A 16,871-nucleotide genomic window follows, 5' to 3' on the forward strand; every position below is an offset into this window, starting at 1 on the left:
TCTTGCTAAAGACAGGACAGGCAATCCGATTTTGCACAAATGTTGCAGAGTTGGATAGTTTTTTATATCAAAGTTGCCATGCCCGCAATATTTATTCGACTGGCAAACGCCAACAAGCCAGAATGACCCTTGTTTCTTGAGAATTCGGCTGTTATACCGATAATTGCTATGATATTCTTGCATTTTCAACCGGAAGGAGTTGCGCATCACCAGGAAACAAACCATTTAATGCACAGATTCATCCAGCTGCCATTACTTTTTTTATCCAGTAATCCATTCGTTCCGCTGGTGAATTTCTGTAACAATAAAAATGAACAATCCATATTAAAATGTTTCACAATATTATATAATATTGTATAATATTATCATTTGGACGGAGATACATGAATGAATGTCGTAGCTGAAGGACTGGATTTGTCCGCCATGCACGCTTCTGCTACGGAAGCCTGCAAACTCCTGAAGGCCCTGGCCAACCCGGATCGTTTGCTGCTGCTATGCCAGATGACGCAGGGGGAACTTTGTGTCAGAGAACTGGAACAGTTGCTGAACATCAAGCAACCCACCCTCTCCCAACAGCTGACCGTCCTGCGCGAGGAACAGTTGGTCCACACCCGGCGCGTAGGAAAACAGATCTTTTATTCCATTGCCAGCAAGCAAGCGATGGCTGTCATGCAAGTGCTGTATGAGCAATTCTGCAAGTCTGACACGGGAGCGGCAGAATAATGGGGATCGACTGGACCAATTTTACCCCGTGGTCATCTCTTGCCGGGGGTTTATTGATTGGCCTTGCCACCGCCGCTTTTGTTCTGCTGAACGGCCGGATTGCAGGCATCAGCGGCATACTGGGCGGCCTGCTGCGCCCTGTAAGGGGGGATGCCGGATGGAGAGTCGCCTTTATTACGGGTCTCATTTTTTCACCGTTTGCCTATAGCCTGGTCGCACCCCTTCCGGCGATTCATACCGATACCGGTACGGCAATCCTGATTCTTGCCGGCCTGCTGGTCGGCCTGGGCACCCGCTATGGTTCCGGCTGCACCAGCGGGCATGGGGTTTGCGGTATTTCGCGGCTTTCCCCGCGCTCAATGGTTGCCACCGCCTCGTTTATGCTGGCCGGTTTTGCAACCGTATATGTCGTACGCCACCTGTTCCATTAAAGGAGTCTATCCATGCAAATCGTAACGGCTTTCGTCACTGGCCTGCTGTTCGGGCTGGGTCTGATCCTGTCCGGCATGACCGACCCGACCAAGGTGACAGGCTTCCTGGATATTGCCGGAGCATGGAATCCTTCCCTGATATTTGTAATGGGAGGGGCCATTCTGGTAGCCATGGTCGCTTTCCGCATAGCCGGTACACGCACCCGCGCCCTGCTGGGGGGAGCCATGCATCTGCCCACTGCCCGCCAGATCGACAAAAGACTGATTCTGGGAGGAGTGATTTTCGGGATCGGCTGGGGACTGGCCGGATACTGTCCCGGCCCGGCTTTGGCATCGCTGGCTACCGGCGGAATCAAACCTCTGATCTTTGTCCTCGCCATGCTTGCCGGTATGGCGATCTACGAAATCCTGAGCCGCTTCCCGGACACAAAACGACACTAACCCTGTCCGCCTGTGCCCTGGGAACCACACGTTCAGGAAAGGAGCGCCCTCATGAAATGCGGCACACGGTTCACCAGAATAGGTCCATGATGGTCACCGAACTGGCACTGGGTTTTGCAGTCGGCGCCATCATGGCGCTGACCGGGGCCGGAGGTGGAATCCTGGCGGTTCCAGTGCTCATGTTCGGCCTGCAACTGAATGTCAGCCAGGCCGGACCGGTAGGTCTGATGGCCGTAGGGCTTGCGGCCACCCTGGGAGCGGCTGCAGCTTTGCCTGCAGGAACGGTCCGCTATCGGGCCGCAATATTGATGTCCGTTTCCGGTATGCTGCTATCACCGCTGGGCATATGGCTTTCGCACCGGACCGACGGCCGCTGGCTCGCCATCCTGTTCTCTCTCCTGCTGTTTTTCGTTGCATACCGCTCTTTCCGCCATGCCAGAAAACAGTCCCAGTTCAACGTGCAAGGCGCCGCCGGACAGGCACAAGAGCCCACCTGCCTTCAGAACCCCCGTAGCGGCCGTTTTGTCTGGACCGCCCGCTGCATGCGAGCCCTGGTGCTGGCTGGTGGAATTGCGGGTTTTTTCTCCGGACTGCTGGGCGTGGGCAGCGGATTCATTATCGTTCCTGCCTTGCAGCATTTTACGGGACTGGCCATGCAGTCCGTCATTGCCACTTCGCTGACCGTCATTGCACTGGTGTCCTGGACAGGAGTTCTGTTCAACTATACTTCCGGAAGCCTGGACATGGACACGGCGCTGCCATTTTGCACCGGGGCAATGGCAGGTATGCTGGCCGGGAGATTCATGCCGCACTGGCTGACAGAATTCCAGGTGCAAATCAGTTTTGCCGTGCTGTCGGCAGTTGTGGCTACCGGGATGCTCCTTTTTTCCTTTGCATAGTTTGCCTTGCTGGTACAGCCGACCCAATTTCCCGCGTGGGAGGCTATGCATCCCACACAGTTCCTGCACGAGCTTGCCTCTTACGCCTGCCCCAATCACGGAACCACAACCGATCTCTGTCTCCGGACCGTTGCCTGATGTCCGGACCTATCCGGGTCTCTCATACTGGTATGGCCGCACCATTCAGCGCGCAACCATTTCAGTCGATGGAGAAATGCGGAACCATGCAATCCGTCGCCGTCACTGCCGGTTGCCGGGTCAGCAGCGTGATCAATGTAGCCAGCTGATCACGCATCTGGCGACGATCCACGATCATGTCAATCGCGCCGTGCTTCAGCAGAAACTCCGCGCGCTGGAAACCTTCCGGCAGCGTTTCGCGCACCGTCTGCTGGATAACCCGCGCACCGGCAAAACCTATCATCGCCCCCGGCTCGGCAATCACCACATCCCCCATAAAGGCAAAACTGGCAGAAACACCTCCCATAGTCGGGTCGGTCAGTACCGAAATGAATGGGAGCTTCTCTGCGCTGAACTGGGTCAGTGCCGCGCAGGTTTTTGCCATTTGCATCAACGATAGCAATCCTTCCTGCATCCGGGCCCCTCCGCTGGCGGCAAAACAGATGAAAGGGGTTCTCTGCTCTGAAGCAAGCTGTACACCCCGTACAAAACGCTCGCCTACTACCGATCCCATGGATCCGCCCATGAAACTGAATTCAAATACCGCAGCTACCAGGGGGATGGCATGCACACTCCCCTGCATTACCACCAGCGCGTCTGTCTCGCCGGTTTCCCGCTGGGCGGTCGCCAGGCGTTCGCTGTATTTTCTGCTGTCCTTGAATTTCAGCGTATCCAGCGGTTGCACCTCTGCACCAATCTCGAACCGTCCTTCTGCATCCAGCAGCCAGTCCAGCCGGGCACGCGCGGTAATGCGGTGATGATGATTGCACTTGGGGCATACGCTTTTATTTTTCTCCAGATCGGCGTAATACAGCACTCCATGACAGGAAGGGCATTTGTGCCATAATCCTTCGGGCACATTTTTTTTGCTTTCTTCCCCCGATTCCCTGCGCTTGATTTTTGGGGGCAATAATTTCTGAAACCAACTCATGCAATCCTCCTGAATCCTTTAAACCCGAATGTTGCATTGGTCGCATATGGATTGCCCGGAATCATTACCTTCCGGGCAAGGTGTCATCCGCGCAAATCCCGCGAACCGAACCGCATTGCTGAACGAATGCACAGGTCTGCACAAAGTTCTTGAATATATGAAAAATGATTACAACAGCATGGCCGCGGCCTGCTAGGCATGATCGATTGCGTGGCGCAATTCCCTGACCACCTTTGCAACATTAAGAATCACGGAGTCTTCGCCCGAGTTCTCAATTTCCTGCACGATACGACTGCCGACGACCACGCCATCGCATAACCGGGAGACAGCGCGAGCGGCATCGGCGTCACGGATTCCAAAGCCCACACCGATAGGCAACCCGACGTATTCGCGTAAATGCGGTATTTTTTGTTCCACGGCGGAAAGGTCCAGGTGCCCGGCGCCAGTCACGCCCTTGAGCGAAACATAGTACACATAGCCACGCGCCAGCCTGGCTACCTGGGCAATACGGTCATCATCTGTAGTGGGCGCAAGCAGAAAAATTGGATCCACTCCATGACGGTGCAGATGACCGAACGCCTCATGGCTTTCTTCGGGCGGGAAATCTACCGTGAGCACCCCATCCACACCAGCCTGTGCACAACGGGCTGCAAAAGTTTCCCAGCCCATGGTCTCGACAGGATTGCCATAACCCATGAGCACGATCGGGGTATGTGCATCCGTGGTTCGGAATTTCTCCACCATGTCGAGCACATCATGCAATGCTACGCCATGCCTGAGCGCCCGCTCCGAAGCACGCTGAATCGTCGGCCCATCCGCCATCGGGTCGGAAAAAGGCACACCAACCTCGATAATATCTGCCCCTGCCTCTGTCAACGCATGCATCAGCGGAACCGTAATTTCAGGATTGGGATCTCCCGCTGTAATAAAAGGAATCAGCGCCTTGCGGCCGTGCTGTTTCAGTTTTTCAAAAGTAGTCTGAATGCGAGACATAAAATACCTGTCATGAAATGGTTCAACAATTACAATTCAATACCGGAAACCCGCGCCACCGTCGCCATATCCTTGTCCCCGCGCCCGGATAAATTCACCAGCAGGATCTGATCCGGGGTCATGGTGGGTGCGATCTTGGCCGCATAAGCCAGGGCATGGCTGGATTCCAGCGCAGGAATGATACCTTCATAATGGCACAAATCATGAAAAGCCTGCAGCGCCTCTGCATCCTCAACGGCCACATATTGCGCCCGTCCGCTGTCCTTGAGCCATGCATGCTCGGGGCCGACCCCGGGATAATCCAGTCCGGCGGAAATGGAGTGCGTCTCGATAATCTGGCCGTTTCCATCCTGCAGCAGATAGGTACGGTTGCCGTGGAGAACGCCCGGCCTGCCTGCAGTCAATGCCGCAGCATGATGCCCGCTGGCAATACCGCTACCTGCGGCTTCCACGCCGATGAGCTGCACCCCCTGCACCCCAATATAGGAATGGAAAATTCCCATTGCATTCGATCCCCCCCCGACACAGGCGATGACTGCATCCGGCTGGCGTCCTGCCAGTTCCGGCATTTGCACCACGCATTCTTTTCCCACCACCGAATTAAAGTCACGTACCATCATCGGATAGGGATGCGGCCCCGCAACCGTGCCAATGATATAAAAAGTGTTTTCAATGTTGGTTACCCAGTCGCGCATTGCTTCGTTCAAGGCATCCTTGAGGGTTTTGGAACCGCTCTCCACCGGCACCACGGTAGCGCCCAGAAGTTTCATGCGATATACATTCATGGCCTGGCGCTTGACATCTTCCGCGCCCATGTACACCACACATTCCATGCCGTATCGTGCAGCCACCGTAGCTGTCGCGACACCGTGCTGTCCCGCACCGGTCTCTGCGATAACCCGCGGCTTGCCCATGCGCTTTGCCAGCAGCGCCTGTCCAACCGTGTTATTCACCTTGTGCGCACCGGTATGGTTGAGGTCTTCGCGCTTCAGGTAAATCTGCGCACCCTTGAGCCGTTGAGACCAGTGACGGGCATGGTAAACCGGGCTGGGACGACCGACATAATGCCTGAGCTCATGGGCAAACTCGGCCTGAAAGACCGGATCGGCAGAATAGTGCTCATAGGCGAGACGCAACTCCTCCAGCGCGCCCATCAGTGTTTCGGCAACATAAATGCCGCCATAAGGGCCAAAATGACCTGTGCTGTCAGGATAGTTGTAAGCCAATTTTCTTGATCTCCATAATGAATGCTGCGATTTTCGCGGCATCCTTAATTCCTTTAGCAGATTCCACACCACTGGAAACGTCCACCGCCCAGGGGCGCACCTGCATGATTGCATCCGCCACATTGCCGGCATGCAGTCCACCGGACAGAACCACCGGATGCGGCAGACCTTGCGGTATCAATGACCAGTCAAATGCAATTCCGGTGCCGCCATGGGTACCCTCGATATAAGCATCCAGCAGCAATCCTTGCGCATCCTGATAGCGTGCTGCGCATTGTACCAAATTCAACCCGTTTTTGACCCGCAGTGCTTTTAAATAGGGGCGCCCAAACTGCCTGCAGAAATCCGGTTCCTCCTCTCCATGAAACTGCAGCACATCCAGCGGAACCTGCCGCAGCGTTTCCCGCACATTCTCAGCGCTGGCATTGACAAACAGGCCAACCAGCGTCACAAAGGGCGGGATCGCTGCTGCCAGCAGCGCGGCCTGCTTCCGCTCCACATTGCGCGGACTTTTATCATAAAATACCAGCCCGATCGCATCCGCGCCGCCATGCGCAGCCGCCAGAACATCCTCCACGCGAGTAATGCCGCAAATTTTTATCCGGGTCATGAAAGGCTGGGATACTGTTAGAAAATATCGTATTGTAATGCATCCATGCGCTCCGGATTACAAGCGCGGCTCTGTAGCGCAAGCCAAAGATATTCCCTGATAATATGTAAAAATACAAAAATCCTGGCTGGGCATGCATCTTCTGCCGAAACAGACTAGATTTCCCGGCATTTACCGGATTAATTTACCGGGTATCGGCCTTTCCCTGAACCAAAAACCTGCCTCATGCTCCAATCCGGAATTGCATGGAAGGAGCCGGATTTCAAGGTTCGATTTGCGGAAGGTTCCACTTTGCGTCGTAAAGCACCCTCCGCAGATACAATCCATCTGGCGCAAAGGTAGGTGCGGCAAGACCACGATCCTGGCTTTTCAGCACGTCGCGCAACCACCCGGGGGGATATTTTCCCTTGCCGACATACACCAGACAGCCAACGATATTGCGCACCATATGATGCAGGAACGCATTCGCACTGAGATCAAAAATGAACAAATCCCCTTTCCTGTCAATATCCAGTTGCGTCAGGTTCCTGACGGGAGATTTTGCCTGACATTCTGCGGCGCGCAAGGCGCTGAAATCCTGCTCCCCTAATAGATATTGCGCAGCCTCACGCATTTTTTCCAGATCCAGCGGGGCATGAAACCAGCCAGATTTTCCCGCATGCAGCGCGACCCGAGCCTGCCGGTTGACAAGCAAATAACGATAACTGCGTGCCTGGGCAGAAAAACGGGCATGAAATTCTTCCGGAACAAGATGGGCCCACAGCACCGCAACATGATCCGGCAGCAAAGCGTTTACTCCACGCACCCAGGCAGACAGGGGACGCTGTGCATCGCTATTGAAATGCACCACCTGCTCCATGGCGTGTACGCCGGTATCGGTGCGGCCGGCAGCGACGACGGAAACCGGTTCATTGGCCACCCCGCTTATGGCCAGTTGCAATACATCCTGCACCGTACATCCCCCTGCCTGGGTTTGCCAGCCGAAATACCTGCTACCATCGTATTCGACCCCAAGTGCAATTCTCACAGCAGCACCAGTCCGTACAGAACCGCCAGCGCGAATAACAGCCAGGGCGACCGCAACAGATCACAGGTCAACCATCCATGACCAGGTCTGTATTGCCTGGGAAAGGCCCACAGCGCTTCATCCGGGATCACATAAACATGGAAGAACAGCATCGGAAGCGTCACTCGGCACAGCCGGTGAAACATGGCAACCAGACAGATAGACAAACAAAGGCAGGGGCTGAACAAATTTCATCCGGTTTGTCAGCACCGCATTTTCCTGAACCAAAGCTCACGCAGGGTTGCATCATGCCACCGATCGTTTCATCCGGTCATTGCAGGGCCGTTTCAGGCGTTAGCAGATTCACACCAGAACTGCCAGGACTATACCTTAGGTGGAACATCGGCAGGGAGATCCGACCCAGTAGATTCCTTTGCCACCTCCCCTGCCTTGTCAGCATACATCGGGTTATCCGGCTCCAACTGGATGCCCATCACGGTTGCCTGCTCCCATGCACTTGCGTCCCCCAGTCCCTTTAACTGCCGTGCGATGGAATTGAATGCAAGCGCGTCCTGCCGATTGGCATAGAGAGACAGTAACTTGAGATAAATACGGGGGTTGCCCGGGTTCTTGCTCAACCCCTCCTTCAAAATTGTTTCCGCCTGATCTTCATGACCAAAACTCAGTAGCAGGTCAGCCCCACTAATCGGATCAAAGTCGCCTACCTCGTCCTTACCCAGCCCGCTGGGCTGCTGAGCAACGCCACCTCCCGGGGATGCAGCTGTATCTGGGGCAGCGGATACAGGCTGAACCATCTGGCCGAAAGGATCGACCTGGTGATCAGCTTTTCTACCAGTTTTAATAACAGCCACCTCCTCCTTGTCGCGTCGAGTCAGGATATAGCCAAGCCCCGCAAGGCCAAACAGTGCAGCCGCCCCCCCCGCCATGTAAAGTGGATCACCGAGAATCACGTCAAGAAAAGAGCGCTGTTTGACTGCAGTTTGTGGTTCAGGAGCCGGTTCGGCTGGCTCATCAAGGGATGCACCCCCAACCGCAGTGACAGCTGCCGCATCCGGGGCTGAAACCGGAACTTCCTGCATCGTTCCCGTTTGTGCCTCGTCCGGATTGGATTCCGCCGAACTTCCGCCTAGACTCTGGGAAGATTCCCCGGAAGTTGCAGGCGATTGACCCTTCAGGTCGGTCAGACGCTGCAGGTCTTCAATGTTTTTTTCCAGTGCAGCAACTCGTTGGTTGCTTTCATCGATCGCCTTGTTCCTGGCGATTGTTTCTTCTTCCACGGCATTCATCTTGCTCTGCATGGATTCTGAATGATTGCCAGGCGAGGTTTGATCTCCGGGCGCCTCACCCCTTGATAACCTGACCACATCCTTCCCGGTTTCCCGGGATTGGGACGCATCGTCGGTAACCGAAGTGCCAATCTTTCCGGATGCTTCCCCGGATGCCGGTTCCCCTGCCGGAATCCCGCTGGCTGTCGCAAGCCTTTGCCGATAAGCACGCCAATCTTCGGTCTGCGAACGTAATTCTTTAACCGCTTCTGCCTGCGACAAACCATCCAGATCAGACTGAACCGGCATATACAGGACCTTGCCTGCCTTCAGTCGATTCATGTTGCCACGAAAAGCATCTGCATTGGCGCGGTAAAGTGCGACCAGCGCCCGCTCCAGACTGATCCCTGCCGGCTTGGTCTTCTGCGCAAGCTTGATCAGGGTATCGCCGCGATTGACCTGGATACTGCCGTACACCATATCCTTGCTTTCATCCGACTCCCTGGCCGAAAGTTTCTCATCTTCCGTTTCTTCTGCCACCCGACCGGGAGCAAGCCGCCCCGAATCGCCGGTCTTTGTACTGTGGATATCATCAGAACCGGGCTTATCGGCAATAATGAGAGCAAACGGCTTTGCTTCATCAGACTGGATATCCGCCGAACCCTGATCTGGCGAATCGAAAGATGTTTCTCCATCCGTTTCCTCAGCCGTCAGGCTGGAAGCGTGCCGCTCCGAATTACTTGCCCTGGTGCTTTTTTTAAAATCAGAACCGGGCATACCGACAGTAACAGGGGTAAACGGCTTCACTTCCTCAGACTGGAGATCCGCCGAACCCTGACCTGGCGGATCAAGCAAAAAAATATACTCACGCAGCAACCTTCCGGAAGGCCAGCTTAATTCAACAAGCAGATCAACGAATGACTCGTTGACCGGTTGCTCGGATGTAATCCGGATATAGGGTTCGCCTTTTGCATTGGTTTCAATCCTGAAACTCAGCGGTGGTAGTTTTGCAGGATATTCCAGGCCTGCATCCTTGAACACTTCGGGGGAGGCAAGACGTGCGGAAAAAGTGCCCATTCCATCTTCAGGGGTTGCTACCAACCCAATGGACGCATTCAAGGGTTCTCCCATCGAGTTCGCCACCTCAATGTCCCCCATGCTAATCGCACAGGCCATACCGGAAAAAACAAGACCCATAGCCAGACACAATGCTTGGACTGTCGATTTAAGCATGCTGACACCCCTACTGAAAAATTAGTATTGATTGATTTAAAATATCATCTTGACTCAGCCGTTGCAAGCCAGAAGCTCAGTCCAGGTATCTTTCAATCAAAATTTCGGCAATCTGCACGCTGTTCAACGCAGCGCCCTTGCGCACATTATCGCTCACCACCCACAGATCCAGGCCTCGGGGGTGCGAAATATCCTCGCGGATACGCCCGACAAAAGTGGCATCCTGCCCAGCTGCATCAACAGCTGTAGGATAACCACCCGGCTCCTGCTCATCCATTACCTCCACTCCCGGCGCTTGCTCAAGCAAGGCGCGAGCCTCCCCGGCGGTAATTTTCCTGCATGTTTCTATGTGTACCGCCTCTGAATGACCATAGAACACCGGTACCCTTACTGCAGTAGGATTCACCATAATGGTGTCGTTTTCCATGATCTTGCGGGTTTCCCACACCATCTTCATTTCTTCTTTGGTATAGCCGTTCTCCAGAAACACGTCAATTTGCGGAAGCACATTGAATGCAATGCGCTTTGGATAAACGTCCGTCCTGACATCCTGATGATTGAACAGGGCGCGAGTCTGCTCCGCCAGTTCTTCAATGGCCTCCTTTCCGGTTCCAGAGACAGCCTGATACGTCGCAACATTAATGCGCTCTATGCCTACAGCGTCATGAATAGGTTTCAACGCGACCAGCATCTGAATGGTGGAGCAATTCGGGTTAGCAATAATACCGCGGTTTCTGTATTGTCCGATTGCATGGGCATTGACTTCTGGCACCACAAGCGGGATATCATCCTCATAACGGAATTGTGAGGTATTATCGATTACCACGCATCCTGCAGCCGCAGCAACCGGTGCATATTTTTCGGATACACTGGCGCCTGCAGAGAATAACCCGATTTGAACCTGCGAAAAATCAAAACCTTCCACATCCAGGACAGTAATCTCCTGATTCCGGAAATTCACGGTAGTCCCTGCAGAGCGGCTGGAAGCCAGCGGAAAAACCTTGTCGACCGGAAAATTGCGCTGCTCCAGAATTGATAACATTGCCTCACCGACGGCACCTGTCGCACCCAATATTGCAACATTGTATTTCTTCTTGCTCATGCTTCCACCCTCTTAATTAATCACCCCGGCCAGACCGAGCATTTACTGCTGCCGGCATTCAATATGCGGTTTATCCAGATTCATGCCAGAAACAGTTACTCTCCTGACGATTGCTGGTTTTAACGTTGTGTTTTTTCCAGGCTACCTATACATCCGGGAAACCTGTGGTTCGCATGGCGAATCCGACATCCATTCGTTCCCTCCGCCAGAAAATGATAGCCGCACAGCCTCCAGAAGGGGAAGCCTGCAGATCCACGAAAAGCTGGGTTCCCCCGGCACATCAGTTTGCTATTGCCGCAACCACTGCATCGCCCATTGCATTCGTACCGATTCTATCCATCCCGGGTTCGGCAATATCTGCAGTGCGCAACCCAAGCTGGAGGGTTTTTCGCACAGCCGTCTCAATGCGTTGCGCGATATCTTCACAAGAAAACGTATAGCGCATCATCATTGCGAGCGACAAAATTGTCGCAAGCGGATTCGCCAGATCTTTCCCTGCGATATCCGGTGCAGAACCATGGCAGGGCTCATACAATCCCTTATTGGATGCATCCAGGGAAGCGGACGGCAACATACCAATTGAGCCCGTTAACATGGAAGCCTCGTCCGAAAGGATGTCCCCAAAAATATTACCCGTCAGAATCACGTCAAACTGCCTGGGCGCACGCACCAGCTGCATCGCAGCGTTGTCCACATACATATGGGACAACTCGACGGACGGATACTCCTTGGCCACTTCTGTAACCACCTCGCGCCAAAACATGCTGGTATCCAGCACATTGGCCTTGTCCACCGAACACAACTTTCCAGTCCCACTGGCGCCGGCACGCTTCAATGCTATCTGGAAGCCAACATGCGCCACACGCCGGATTTCGGATTCAGTATAAGTCATGGTATCAAAACCTTGCCGCTCACCGCTATCCAGTATACGTATGCCTCGCGGCTGACCAAAATAAATATCCCCCGTCAACTCACGCAGGATCATGATGTCAAGCCCGGAAACCACTTCCGGACGCAGCGTAGAAGCGCTTGCCAGTTCCGGGTACAACAGCGCCGGACGTAGATTGGCAAAAAGGTTTAATCCCTTGCGGATGCGAAGCAGCCCTTGCTCCGGACGCAGCGAACGTGGAAGGGAGTCATATTGATACCCTCCTACGGCTCCGAGAAGAACCGCATCCGACTGTTGTGCCAGTCTCAGTGTATCTTCCGGCAGCGGATCACCTGATGCGTCATAGCCTGCTCCCCCGATGGGGGCATATTCAAGTTCGAGCGGCTGCCCCTCCCCTTGAAATACTTTTAGCACCTTTACAGCCTGCGCAATGATTTCAGGTCCGATACCGTCCCCCGGCAATATGGCAATTTTCATGAACTCAGCTTTCCTTCTGTTTCGCGCAATCAATTGATATCAGTTAAACAGCCATGGAGCTTCGAGTCTCCGTCTTGCCTCATAGTCTTTGATCTCCTGAACATGCTGCAATGTCAGCCCGATATCGTCCAGGCCATTCAGCAGGCAGTTTTTACGGAAAGGATCCACCTCGAAGCTATATCGCTTCCCGCCCGGAGTAGTGATACTTTGCTGCTCCAGATCAATAACAAGACGATAACCTGAGGTAGCGGACACCGCATGGAACAGGTCATCCACAGACACGGCATCCAGCACAACCGGCAATAAACCATTTTTAAAACAATTATTAAAGAAAATATCGGCAAAACTTGGGGCAATGATGGCACGGAAACCATAATCCACCAGGGCCCACGGAGCATGCTCCCGCGATGAACCGCAGCCAAAGTTCTCTCTTGCAAGCAATATCTGTCCGCCTTGATAACGGGGCTGGTTCAACACGAATTCCGGATTCAACGGCCGGATGGAGTTGTCCATTCCCGGCTCTCCATGGTCAAGGTATCGCCATTCATCAAACAGATTCGGACCAAAACCGGTTCGCTTGATCGATTTCAAAAATTGTTTGGGAATAATGGCATCCGTATCCACATTGGCACGGTCAAGGGGCACAGTCAGGCCATCCACACGGATAAATTTATTCATTATTATTTTTTAACATCTTTCGCGGTTTTCTCAATCTTGCTTCCAAGCGTATTCACATCCTTGCCAAACCCTTCCACGGTATTACATCCTGCAGTCAGCATTCCCAGGGCCAGCACCCATACTATTTTTGCCATTTTTTTCCTCGTCTTGGATTCAGAAAAACTTAAAGTTTACCTACATCCACGAAGTGGCCAGCAACCGCTGCAGCCGCCGCCATTTCCGGGCTCACCAGATGTGTCCTGCTGGCTGGCCCCTGTCGTCCTTCAAAATTACGGTTGGAGGTCGAGGCGCATCGTTCACCCGGCTCCAGTTTGTCTGCGTTCATCGCAAGGCACATCGAGCATCCAGGTTCACGCCACTCGAAACCTGCATCCATGAATACCTTGTCCAGACCCTCGCGCTCGGCCTGCTGCTTGACCAGTCCGGAACCAGGTACTGCCATCGCCAGCTTCACAGTTGGAGCCACGTGCTTTCCACGCAATATTCCTGCTGCAGCGCGCAGATCTTCGATGCGTGCATTCGTGCAGGATCCGATAAACACCTTATCCACCTGAATCTGCGTAATGGGCGTATTCGGCTGCAAGCCCATATATTTCAAGGAGTGCTCAATGCTGCTACGCCTTACCGGATCGCTCTCTTTCTCCGGATCAGGCACAGAGCCATCCACCGGCACAACCATTTCCGGCGAAGTGCCCCAGGTTACCTGCGGTTTAATCTCCGCTGCATCGAAGCGCACCACCTTGTCAAATTGTGCCCCTTCATCGCTGCGCAGAGTCTTCCAGTAATCAACTGCCTGTTCCCATAATGCGCCTTTTGGAGCGAATGGACGGTCCTTGAGATACTGGATCGTGGTGTCATCCACTGCAATCATGCCGGCACGTGCGCCTGCCTCAATGGCCATGTTGCATACCGTCATCCTTCCTTCCATGGACAGCGCCCGAATCGCACTGCCGGCAAATTCCATTGCATAACCGGTTCCTCCCGCGGTACCGATTTTACCAATCACCACTAGCACCAGATCCTTTGCCGTAACTCCTTTTCCAAGCACGCCTTCAACCAGAACCAGCATGGATCGGGATTTTTTCATCAACAGGCACTGGGTCGCCATCACATGTTCGACCTCGGATGTGCCAATACCGAAAGCCAGCGCTGCAAACGCACCGTGAGTGCTAGTATGCGAATCACCACAAACCACGGTCATACCCGGCAAGGTTGCTCCCTGTTCCGGTCCAACGACATGAACGATCCCCTGGCGCGTATCTGCCATTTTGAATTCGGTAATACCCAGTTCATCGCAATTGCTGTCCAGGGTATCCACCTGCAGACGTGAAACCGGATCGGCAATCCCCTGTGTGCGGTCGGTAGTTGGCACATTATGATCCGCAACGGCCAGTATGGAACCGGTACGCCAGGGCTTGCGCCCAGCCAGCCGCAAACCCTCAAATGCCTGTGGGCTGGTCACTTCATGCACCAGATGGCGGTCAATGTAAACCAACGCGGTTCCATCTGCCTCTTCCCGAACCACATGGCTATTCCACAACTTGTCGTAAAGGGTTTGTATGCTCATGCTCATTTCCATATCAGAACTTGCAATTATGCCACAGCATGCAGGATGTCCGCCATGCACCGGCTTATCCGGTAGAATGTTCGCCGCAAAAACTGCCCTTTAAAGCATACAGAATTGGCAGACCACTCAAGATCTGCCGTCCGCGAGTGGAAGTGTGCACCCTTCAGATTGATCCAAAGACCCGGGTGGAACATTCCACAGTTGCCCAGCAAAGCATCCACAAATCAGTTCAGCCAGCACACTAAGAGCTCCCCTCTTCTTCCTCCTGCTGCTGCAACGCCCACATCTGGGCATACATTCCTTGCATTTTCAACAAATCCCGATGCGTGCCACGCTCAACGATGCGTCCTTCGCTCATCACCAGTATCTGATGCGCATCCACAATGGTTGACAGGCGATGGGCGATCACCAATGTAGTGCGCTCATGCGCCACATTGCGTAATTGATCCTGGATTGCCTTTTCGGATTTTGAATCCAGTGCCGAGGTCGCCTCGTCAAAAATCAGTATGGGAGGATTTTTGAGTATGGCACGGGCAATCGCCACGCGCTGCTTTTCTCCACCGGACAGCTTCAAACCACGCTCACCGACTATGGTGTCATAACCATCCGGTAGCGACTGGATAAAACCATCTATATGTGCTGAACGTGCAGCATCCAGGACATCTTCTCGGGTCGCATCCGGACGACCATAGGCAATATTGTAATAAATGCTGTCATTAAACAATACCGTATCCTGAGGAACAATACCTATTGCGGCGCGCAGACTCGACTGCGTGACTCCGCGGATATCCTGATCGCCAATCAGGATACGCCCTGAATTGACATCATAAAAACGAAACAGCAACCGGGACAGCGTGGACTTCCCTGCCCCGCTCGATCCTACCACGGCAACCGTATGCCCGGCGGGAATATCGAAGGTAACATCTCGCAGGATCTGCCGTTTTGCTTCATAGGAAAAACATACCTGCTCAAAATGGATGACCGCCTGATCAATCTTGAGTGGTACTGCACCTGGCGCATCTTCTATTTCACGATTTTCATCCAGCAGACGGAACATCTTTTCCATATCCACCAGGGAATGCTTGATCTCGCGATAGACAAAACCCAGAAAATGAAGCGGCATATATAGCTGCAGCATAAAGACATTAATTAGTACAAGGTCACCCACAGTCAGCTCGCCCTTTGCCACTCCGCTGGATGCAAGCAGCATCAGTGCTGTCATGCCGATGGCTATAATTGCGCTCTGCCCGGAATTCAACGCAGCCAGAGAAGTCTGATTCCGCACTGCAGAAACCTCCCATTTACTCATATGCTCATCGTAACGCCGTGCTTCATACGCTTCGTTACTGAAGTATTTAACCGTTTCATAATTCAGCAGACTATCGATGGCCCGCGTATTCGCCTTGGAGTCCATATCATTCATCGTACGGCGGAATATCATGCGCCATTCGGTTATGAACAGGGTAAATACAATGTACACTACAAGGGTGATAAAGGTGATGACCGCATACCACGGGTTGTATCTGTACACCAGAATTCCGGTAACCAGACCAATTTCCAGCAACGTCGGCAGGATGCTGAACAACATGAAATTCAACAGAAAACTGATCCCTTTCGTTCCGCGTTCTATATCCCGCGATACACCGCCGGTCTGCCGCTCCAGATGAAAGCGCAGACTTAGACTATGCAGGTGAACAAAAAGCTTGAGTGCCACGCGCCGTATCACGCGCTGCGTGACCTTGGCAAAAACTGCATCGCGCAATTCGCCGAACAATGTGCTGAAAAAGCGCAACAAACCATACCCAATCACAAGTAACACAGGAACGGATAGCATGGCCATGGGCTGGCCGAGGGCATCCACGATTTCTTTTAGCACCAATGGCACGGTCACATTTGCAAGCTTGGCCAGCACCAGTAGAAGCATCGCAAGTACGACCCGGCCCTTGAATTCCAGCAGATAGGGAATCAGCGCACGGACAATATTCCAGTCACCACGGACTCCGGCTCTGGATGAAGAAGAAAGGGAACGCATTCGTAAAATGAAGAAAAAGGAATTGGTTATTATAGTCGCGTGACGCAATGCAGGTTTTATGTATTCGAACAGGCAATCTCAAGACAGGAACCTGTTGCCTCCTAAATTCTGTTATCAAAAAAACAGTGAGTGCGGTTCTAAATTTTAGCTGCAATCATTCTGTAATAATT

Annotated in this window: 17 protein-coding genes; 4 read left to right on the forward strand and 13 right to left on the reverse strand. The window is 53.3% G+C overall.

Annotation, left to right across the window (positions count from 1 at the left end; translation table 11 throughout):
- The first annotated feature begins 387 nt into the window (after nt 1-387).
- The 4 genes from KJA68_RS03595 (at nt 388) to KJA68_RS03610 (ending at nt 2,494) form a co-directional block, all read left to right on the forward strand.
- Nucleotides 388-723 (forward strand): ArsR/SmtB family transcription factor, encoded by a 336-nt coding sequence (locus KJA68_RS03595; RefSeq protein ID WP_213035567.1) that lies wholly within the window; start codon nt 388-390, stop codon nt 721-723.
- On the forward strand, nt 723-1,154 hold the full coding sequence (locus tag KJA68_RS03600) for a YeeE/YedE family protein (protein WP_213035568.1): 432 nt from the start codon (nt 723-725) through the stop codon (nt 1,152-1,154). Before KJA68_RS03595 ends, KJA68_RS03600 begins: the two co-directional genes overlap by 1 nt.
- A gap of 12 nt (nt 1,155-1,166) precedes the next feature.
- Complete coding sequence (locus tag KJA68_RS03605) at nt 1,167-1,595, forward strand: YeeE/YedE family protein (RefSeq protein WP_213035569.1); 429 nt, start codon at nt 1,167-1,169, stop codon at nt 1,593-1,595.
- A gap of 86 nt (nt 1,596-1,681) precedes the next feature.
- Nucleotides 1,682-2,494, forward strand: a complete 813-nt coding sequence (locus KJA68_RS03610; protein ID WP_213035570.1) for a sulfite exporter TauE/SafE family protein — start codon at nt 1,682-1,684, stop codon at nt 2,492-2,494.
- 199 nt (nt 2,495-2,693) lie between these two features.
- Here KJA68_RS03610 and accD read toward each other — a convergent pair whose 3' ends face one another.
- The 13 genes from accD to KJA68_RS03675 form a co-directional block, all read right to left on the reverse strand.
- Nucleotides 2,694-3,602, reverse strand: a complete 909-nt coding sequence (accD, locus tag KJA68_RS03615) for an acetyl-CoA carboxylase, carboxyltransferase subunit beta (RefSeq protein WP_213035571.1) — start codon at nt 3,600-3,602, stop codon at nt 2,694-2,696.
- A gap of 192 nt (nt 3,603-3,794) precedes the next feature.
- Complete coding sequence (gene trpA / locus KJA68_RS03620; RefSeq protein ID WP_213035572.1) at nt 3,795-4,595, reverse strand: tryptophan synthase subunit alpha; 801 nt, start codon at nt 4,593-4,595, stop codon at nt 3,795-3,797.
- A gap of 29 nt (nt 4,596-4,624) precedes the next feature.
- Nucleotides 4,625-5,821 (reverse strand): tryptophan synthase subunit beta, encoded by a 1,197-nt coding sequence (gene trpB / locus KJA68_RS03625; RefSeq protein ID WP_420887624.1) that lies wholly within the window; start codon nt 5,819-5,821, stop codon nt 4,625-4,627.
- Nucleotides 5,802-6,431 carry a phosphoribosylanthranilate isomerase gene (locus KJA68_RS03630; protein ID WP_213035574.1) on the reverse strand — a complete coding sequence of 210 codons (630 nt, stop codon included), beginning with the start codon at nt 6,429-6,431 and terminating at the stop codon, nt 5,802-5,804. The genes trpB and KJA68_RS03630 overlap by 20 nt, the downstream gene beginning before the upstream one ends.
- Nucleotides 6,432-6,693: 262 nt before the next feature.
- Nucleotides 6,694-7,458: a tRNA pseudouridine(38-40) synthase TruA gene (gene truA / locus KJA68_RS03635; RefSeq protein ID WP_213035575.1), complete on the reverse strand. Its 765-nt coding sequence runs from the start codon at nt 7,456-7,458 to the stop codon at nt 6,694-6,696.
- The gene (locus KJA68_RS03640) at nt 7,455-7,643 is read right to left on the reverse strand and encodes a hypothetical protein (RefSeq protein ID WP_213035576.1); all 189 of its coding nucleotides are present in this window, start codon (nt 7,641-7,643) and stop codon (nt 7,455-7,457) included. Before KJA68_RS03640 ends, truA begins: the two co-directional genes overlap by 4 nt.
- Before the next feature lie 177 nt (nt 7,644-7,820).
- Complete coding sequence (locus KJA68_RS03645; RefSeq protein ID WP_213035577.1) at nt 7,821-9,956, reverse strand: type IV pilus assembly protein FimV; 2,136 nt, start codon at nt 9,954-9,956, stop codon at nt 7,821-7,823.
- 76 nt (nt 9,957-10,032) lie between these two features.
- Entirely contained in the window at nt 10,033-11,058 is a 1,026-nt protein-coding gene (locus tag KJA68_RS03650; RefSeq protein WP_213035578.1) for an aspartate-semialdehyde dehydrogenase, read from the reverse strand.
- Between the two features lie 280 nt (nt 11,059-11,338).
- Nucleotides 11,339-12,424, reverse strand: coding sequence for a 3-isopropylmalate dehydrogenase (gene leuB / locus KJA68_RS03655; RefSeq protein WP_213035579.1), 1,086 nt, complete (start codon nt 12,422-12,424; stop codon nt 11,339-11,341).
- A gap of 39 nt (nt 12,425-12,463) precedes the next feature.
- On the reverse strand, nt 12,464-13,102 hold the full coding sequence (gene leuD, locus KJA68_RS03660) for a 3-isopropylmalate dehydratase small subunit (RefSeq protein WP_213035580.1): 639 nt from the start codon (nt 13,100-13,102) through the stop codon (nt 12,464-12,466).
- Nucleotides 13,103-13,104: 2 nt separating this feature from the next.
- Complete coding sequence (locus KJA68_RS03665) at nt 13,105-13,236, reverse strand: entericidin A/B family lipoprotein (RefSeq protein WP_213035581.1); 132 nt, start codon at nt 13,234-13,236, stop codon at nt 13,105-13,107.
- 29 nt (nt 13,237-13,265) lie between these two features.
- Nucleotides 13,266-14,669, reverse strand: coding sequence for a 3-isopropylmalate dehydratase large subunit (leuC, locus tag KJA68_RS03670; RefSeq protein ID WP_213035582.1), 1,404 nt, complete (start codon nt 14,667-14,669; stop codon nt 13,266-13,268).
- 241 nt (nt 14,670-14,910) lie between these two features.
- The gene (locus tag KJA68_RS03675; RefSeq protein ID WP_213035583.1) at nt 14,911-16,701 is read right to left on the reverse strand and encodes an ABCB family ABC transporter ATP-binding protein/permease; all 1,791 of its coding nucleotides are present in this window, start codon (nt 16,699-16,701) and stop codon (nt 14,911-14,913) included.
- Nucleotides 16,702-16,871: the final 170 nt, after the last annotated feature.

The sequence above is a fragment of the Candidatus Nitrotoga fabula genome (assembly GCF_905221025.1).
GTDB classification, from domain to species: Bacteria; Pseudomonadota; Gammaproteobacteria; order Burkholderiales; family Gallionellaceae; genus Nitrotoga; species Nitrotoga fabula.

Bases quoted from the DNA above. Each gene is read 5' to 3' on its own strand.
- KJA68_RS03630 (WP_213035574.1), bottom strand. From the start codon at position 6,431: ATGACCCGGATAAAAATTTGCGGCATTACTCGCGTGGAGGATGTTCTG.
- leuD (WP_213035580.1), bottom strand. From the start codon at position 13,102: ATGAATAAATTTATCCGTGTGGATGGCCTGACTGTGCCCCTTGACCGT.
- KJA68_RS03675 (WP_213035583.1), bottom strand. From the start codon at position 16,701: ATGCGTTCCCTTTCTTCTTCATCCAGAGCCGGAGTCCGTGGTGACTGG.
- KJA68_RS03645 (WP_213035577.1), bottom strand. From the start codon at position 9,956: ATGCTTAAATCGACAGTCCAAGCATTGTGTCTGGCTATGGGTCTTGTT.
- leuC (WP_213035582.1), bottom strand. From the start codon at position 14,669: ATGAGCATACAAACCCTTTACGACAAGTTGTGGAATAGCCATGTGGTT.
- KJA68_RS03600 (WP_213035568.1), top strand. From the start codon at position 723: ATGGGGATCGACTGGACCAATTTTACCCCGTGGTCATCTCTTGCCGGG.
- leuB (WP_213035579.1), bottom strand. From the start codon at position 12,424: ATGAAAATTGCCATATTGCCGGGGGACGGTATCGGACCTGAAATCATT.
- KJA68_RS03595 (WP_213035567.1), top strand. From the start codon at position 388: ATGAATGTCGTAGCTGAAGGACTGGATTTGTCCGCCATGCACGCTTCT.
- accD (WP_213035571.1), bottom strand. From the start codon at position 3,602: ATGAGTTGGTTTCAGAAATTATTGCCCCCAAAAATCAAGCGCAGGGAA.
- KJA68_RS03610 (WP_213035570.1), top strand. From the start codon at position 1,682: ATGATGGTCACCGAACTGGCACTGGGTTTTGCAGTCGGCGCCATCATG.
- KJA68_RS03640 (WP_213035576.1), bottom strand. From the start codon at position 7,643: ATGTTTCACCGGCTGTGCCGAGTGACGCTTCCGATGCTGTTCTTCCAT.
- KJA68_RS03665 (WP_213035581.1), bottom strand. From the start codon at position 13,236: ATGGCAAAAATAGTATGGGTGCTGGCCCTGGGAATGCTGACTGCAGGA.
- trpA (WP_213035572.1), bottom strand. From the start codon at position 4,595: ATGTCTCGCATTCAGACTACTTTTGAAAAACTGAAACAGCACGGCCGC.
- KJA68_RS03650 (WP_213035578.1), bottom strand. From the start codon at position 11,058: ATGAGCAAGAAGAAATACAATGTTGCAATATTGGGTGCGACAGGTGCC.
- KJA68_RS03605 (WP_213035569.1), top strand. From the start codon at position 1,167: ATGCAAATCGTAACGGCTTTCGTCACTGGCCTGCTGTTCGGGCTGGGT.